A 5,439-nucleotide genomic window follows, 5' to 3' on the forward strand; every position below is an offset into this window, starting at 1 on the left:
CGTCATCAAGCGCGTCGGCGACAACCTCGTGCGCTTGAGCGACGTGGCCGACGTTTCGCTCGGTGCGGAAGATTACGACACGGAAGTGCGCTTCAGCGGCGAACACGCCGTCTTCATGGGCATCTGGACTTTGCCGAACGCGAACTCGCTCGACGTCATCAAGGTGGTGCGCAAAGAAATGGCGTCCATCCAAAAAGATTTGCCGAGCGGACTTCAAGCCAAAATCGCCTACGACGCGACGAAATATATCAACGACGCGATTCACGAAGTAATCCGAACACTCACTATCACGCTGCTGATCGTTTCAATCGTCATCTTTTTATTTCTCGGCTCGTTTCGTTCCGTGCTGATTCCGCTGCTGGCGATTCCCATTTCGCTCATCGGCGCGGTTTTTCTGATGCAGGTTTTTGGCTTCACGCTGAATTTGCTGACGCTGCTGGCGATTGTTTTGGCGTTGCCGCTCGTGTTGCCGATGCTGCTGGCGCCGTTCGGCGTGCACTGGATGTTGGCGCCGTGGGCGCAGTTCGCGTTGGCCACACCGGTGCAGTTTATCTTTGGCGCACGCTTTTATATCGCCGCGTGGAAAGCCGTCCGGGCCAAGTCGGGCAACATGGACCTGCTGGTTGCGTTGGGTACCAGTGCCGGTTACGGACTCAGCCTCTACGAATGGGCGAAAACCCCATCAGGCGGCATGCCGCACCTGTATTTCGAAGCGTCAGCGGTGGTGATTGCCTTGGTGCTGCTGGGCAAATACTTGGAGAGCCGCGCCAAACGGCAAACCGCCGGGGCCATCCGCGCCCTTGAAGCGCTTCGCCCTGAGCGCGCCGTACTGATTGTCGCGGGTCAAGAACAGGACGTTGCTATCAGCGCCCTGCGCGTTAACGATCTGGTGTCGGTCAAACCCGGCGAGCGCTTCCCAGTAGACGGTGAAGTGATCGACGGGCAAAGCCACGCTGACGAGGCGTTGATCAGTGGCGAGAGCCTGCCAGTCTTCAAGCAACCTGGGGATAAAGTCACCGGCGGGGCGATTAATGGCGAAGGCCGATTGCTGGTCAAGACCACCGCTATCGGCGCCGAGTCGGTACTATCGCGGATTATTCGGTTGGTCGAGGATGCCCAAGCGGCCAAGGCGCCGATCCAAAAGCTGGTGGACCGCGTCAGCGAAGTCTTCGTCCCCGTGGTGCTGGTTATTGCGCTGCTGACGTTGGTGGGATGGTTGTTGGCTGGCGCAGTCATGGAAGTCGCCCTGATCAATGCCGTTGCCGTCTTGGTGATCGCCTGCCCCTGCGCGCTGGGTTTGGCGACGCCCACTGCAATAATGGCCGGAACCGGGGTTGCCGCGCGCTTTGGCATTCTGATCAAGGACGCCGAAGCCTTGGAGCGAGCCCATGAAGTCACGGCAGTGGTCCTCGACAAGACAGGCACATTGACCTCTGGCAAACCGCGCATCAGCCATGCAGTGGCCGTCGATGGCAATCAAGAACAATTGCTGCAATGGGCGGGCGCGCTGCAACGTGGCAGTGAACACCCCTTGGCCAAAGCCGTGCTGGAGGCCTGTAAAGAACGCACCTTGACCCTCCCATTGGTTACCGCAAGCCAGTCATTAACGGGTCGCGGTATCACCGGAACGGTGGAGGGTCGGCAATTAGTGTTGGGCAGCCAGAGAATTCTGGACGAGAACAGGCTGCACATGGCGGAGCTGGCCACCCCTGCGCAGGCTTGGGAGTCAGAGGGACAAACATTGTCCTGGTTGATTGAGGTTGGACCGAACCCGGCAGTCCTTGGACTGTTTGCTTTTGGCGACACCCTCAAACCTGGCGCCGCACACGCTATCCAACAATTGACCGAGCGGCACATCAGTAGCCATCTATTGACCGGCGACAACCAGGGCAGCGCGCAATGGGTCGCCGAGGCACTTGGCATCGCCGATGTGCATGCCCACGTGCTGCCGGAAAATAAAGCGGCCATGGTGGTCGAATTGAAAAAGACCAACGTAGTGGCCATGGTCGGCGACGGCATCAACGACGCGCCGGCCCTCGCCGCCGCCGACATCGGCATCGCAATGGGTGGCGGCACCGACGTCGCGATGCACACCGCAGGCATCACTCTGATGCGCGGCGACCCACTGCTGATTCCCGCAGCGCTGGACATCAGCCGCAAAACCTATGCAAAGATTCGGCAAAACCTGTTCTGGGCATTCGTGTTCAACGCGGTCGGTATTCCATTGGCCGCATTCGGCTTCCTCAACCCCGTGATCGCCGGCGCTGCCATGGCCCTGTCTAGCGTTTCAGTGGTCAGCAATGCACTGCTGCTCAAAACCTGGCGGCCTTCTGGGTTGTGAACACATCTGCAAGAGCAAAACCGAGTCGCGGTGGCAGCGGTTCTATAGGCAAAACTAATCGCTGCGATTACATATGCGTCTTGGAACTAATACCTGCATCAGCCCATGATCCGGGCCGAACCTGGCCTGAGCACCTGAATGCTACTCAGATACACAGCGTGCCTGTGCGCCGTGATCGGGGAATGACAGGGCGATGGACTACGCTAGTTCGAGCCATCAACCCACCGCATGAGGTCTGATCACCATGAAAATTCCCGGTCCCGATCATCCGATTACCATCACCCCCGTCAAGGGACAGGTCACGGTCAAGTTCCAAGGTGTCGTTGTCGCGCAAACGAACAAGGCCCTAAAACTTGAGGAAGCTAAATATCCTGCGGTTTTTTATATCCCTCGATCCGATATTCGGGCTGAACGTTACACGCGCACCGAACATCAAACCCATTGCCCCTACAAAGGTGACGCCAGCTATTACAGCCTTGAGGCGGATGGCAAAACCGCTGAAAACGCCGTATGGACCTACGATGAAGCGTACCCATCGGTGGCGAAGATCAAGGAACACGTTGCCTTCTACGCAGACAAAGTGACCTTCGAAGTGGAGGCTGCATAGGGCAACACTAAGCGCTTCAAGCAGTAATGCTTCATCGCTTTTCGGGCCGGGACGAGGTGCATTGGCGCCCCATCCCGGCCCGGTCATGAAAAGAACGCAATAAGCCCTGCATCCTTTGGGAACGGCAAAGGCTCAGCAGCCAAGCCGAACGACGGATACACCGGAGAAAAAATCTAATGACCAGTACCTTAAGCGAGCTACGCAACGCCCCCGCCGGTAACGTATTACTCAAGCGTTATCTGATGACTCGAAGCCGGACAGAGAGCCTGATCGCACCGCTCAGCGCCGAGGACATGGTCGTCCAGTCGATGCCGGACGCAAGCCCTGCCAAATGGCACATTGCTCACACTAGCTGGTTTTTCGAAACCTTTTTGCTGCGTGAAAACCTGGCTGATTACCGCCCGTTCGATCCAACCTTCGCTTACCTGTTCAACTCTTATTACGAAGCCGTTGGCCCACGTCACCCTCGCCCTCAGCGCGGGTTGATGACGCGTCCGGCCATGGGCCAGGTGCTTGAGTACCGCCAGTACGTCGACGAACACATGCGCACGCTATTGCAGTCGCCGGTGAACAAGGCGACCTCGGACCTGATCGAGTTGGGGTTGTCCCACGAAGAGCAGCACCAGGAATTGTTGTTGATGGACATCCTGCACCTGTTCAGCCTTTCTTCGCTCAAACCCGCTTATGACCCACGCTGGGCTAGAGACGTGTCCGGACGCCGTGGTCAGTTCAAACCGCTCAAAGGCGGCTTGACCGAAATCGGTCACAAGGGCAAAGGTTTTGCCTTCGACAACGAAGGCCCACGGCACACTACGTTCCTGCAATCGTTCGAGATCAGCGACCGCCTGGTGACCAACGGCGAATGGCTGGCGTTCATGGCTGATGGTGGCTACAGCACGGCCGGGTTTTGGCTGTCGGATGGTTGGGCCACGGTGCAGGCCAATGACTGGAACGCCCCGGGGTATTGGCAGCACGACGAAAACGGCTGGCAGCAACTGACCCTGCGTGGGTTGGAACGGATCGACCCCGCAGCGCCCGTGATCAACATCAGTTATTACGAAGCCGCAGCTTTCGCCAGTTGGGCCGACGCGCGCCTGCCGACCGAAGCCGAATGGGAAGCGGCCGCTGAAGCGGGCTTGTTGGAGCAAGTCGACGACGTCGCCTGGCAATGGACGCAAAGCGCTTACAACGCCTACCCAGGGTTTCGCCCGGCAGACAGCGCAGTAGGTGAATACAACGGCAAGTTCATGATTAACGTAATGGTCTTGCGCGGCGGCGCCAGCATTACTGCGCCAGGGCATTCGCGTACCACGTACCGCAACTTTTTTGGCCCGGAAAAACGCTGGATGTTTTCCGGCCTGCGCTTGGCCCGCGACACACGCCAGCCAGGCGTGGTCAACAGCCACGACAGCGAATTCGCCCGTGACGTTATCGCCGGGCTGTCGGCGCCGGTGAAAAACCTGTCGCCGAAGTACTTCTACGACGCAGCAGGTTCCGAGCTGTTTGAAGCCATTTGCAAGACCACAGAGTACTACCCAACCCGGGCTGAAACAGGTTTGCTTGCAGAGGTCGCCCAACACATCGCAGCGCTAATTCCAGAACAGGCGGCGTTGGTTGAGTTTGGCAGCGGAGCTAGCGACAAGACCCGTCTGCTGCTGGATGCTGCGCCGCAAATCGCCTTGTATGTACCCATCGACATCAGCGCCAATGCCTTGAAGAAAGCCGCTGCGCTGCTGAAGAAAAGCTACCCGAGATTGAATGTAGCGCCGCAAATCGATGACTTTAGCCGAGCGCTACGGTTGCCTGCCGATGTGGCCGGGCATACCTGCGTGGGGTTTTTCCCTGGCTCGACCATTGGCAATTTCACCCACCCACAAGCGGCGAAGTTTCTGCGTTCCGCCCACGGATTGCTCGGTAATAAGGCGCACTTCATTGTTGGTGTGGACCTGGTCAAGGACGTCGACATTCTGGTAGCGGCGTATGACGATGCCGAGGGCGTGACCGGTCGTTTTAACAAGAACCTATTGACCCGAATCAACCGAGAGTTGGACGGTAACTTTAACGTCGAGGCATTCGAACACCTTGCGCTATGGAACGAAACCGAAGCGCGTATGGAAATGCACTTGGTCAGTCAAACCGAACAAGTGGCCAAGGTTGCGGGTCATACGTTCCACTTCGCAGCTGGCGAACGTTTGCACACCGAAAACTCGCACAAATTCACCATTGAATCCTTCACAGCACTGGCCGCAGGCGCTGGTTGGTCGGTGAGTGATTATTGGGTGAGTGAAGAGCCGCAGGTGGCGCTGTTTAGTTTGAAGGCGTGACCGAAAGGCGGCGTGTCAGACACGCCGCCTCGCCAACCACCCCAATTCCTGCGCTATGCAGAGAACCCTGTGGGACCGAACTTGTTCGGGAAGCAGGCGGCACGGTACACCAGACATACCGCGTCGCGGCCTTCGCGAACAAGTTCGCTCCCACCGAGATCGGTGTA

The 5,439-nt window shown here is 58.0% G+C and carries 3 protein-coding genes; all 3 read left to right on the forward strand.

Features of this window, described 5'->3' with window-relative positions:
* Positions 1 to 4 precede the first annotated feature (4 nt).
* The 3 genes from M0974_RS06170 to egtB all read left to right on the forward strand — a co-directional run bounded on the left by M0974_RS06170 (position 5) and on the right by egtB (position 5,272).
* Entirely contained in the window at positions 5 to 2,341 is a 2,337-nt protein-coding gene (locus tag M0974_RS06170; RefSeq protein WP_297834085.1) for a heavy metal translocating P-type ATPase, read from the forward strand.
* A 244-nt stretch (positions 2,342 to 2,585) separates the two neighbouring features.
* Positions 2,586 to 2,948 carry a DUF427 domain-containing protein gene (locus M0974_RS06175; protein ID WP_297834081.1) on the forward strand — a complete coding sequence of 121 codons (363 nt, stop codon included), beginning with the start codon at positions 2,586 to 2,588 and terminating at the stop codon, positions 2,946 to 2,948.
* 176 nt (positions 2,949 to 3,124) lie between these two features.
* On the forward strand, positions 3,125 to 5,272 hold the full coding sequence (gene egtB, locus M0974_RS06180) for an ergothioneine biosynthesis protein EgtB (RefSeq protein WP_297834084.1): 2,148 nt from the start codon (positions 3,125 to 3,127) through the stop codon (positions 5,270 to 5,272).
* Positions 5,273 to 5,439: the final 167 nt, after the last annotated feature.

It is taken from the genome of Pseudomonas sp., from assembly GCF_026224925.1.
Lineage (GTDB): Bacteria > Pseudomonadota > Gammaproteobacteria > Pseudomonadales > Pseudomonadaceae > Aquipseudomonas.

Excerpts from the sequence above, each read along its gene's own strand:
- M0974_RS06175 (WP_297834081.1), top strand. The coding sequence starts at position 2,586 with ATGAAAATTCCCGGTCCCGATCATCCGATTACCATCACCCCCGTCAAG.
- egtB (WP_297834084.1), top strand. The coding sequence starts at position 3,125 with ATGACCAGTACCTTAAGCGAGCTACGCAACGCCCCCGCCGGTAACGTA.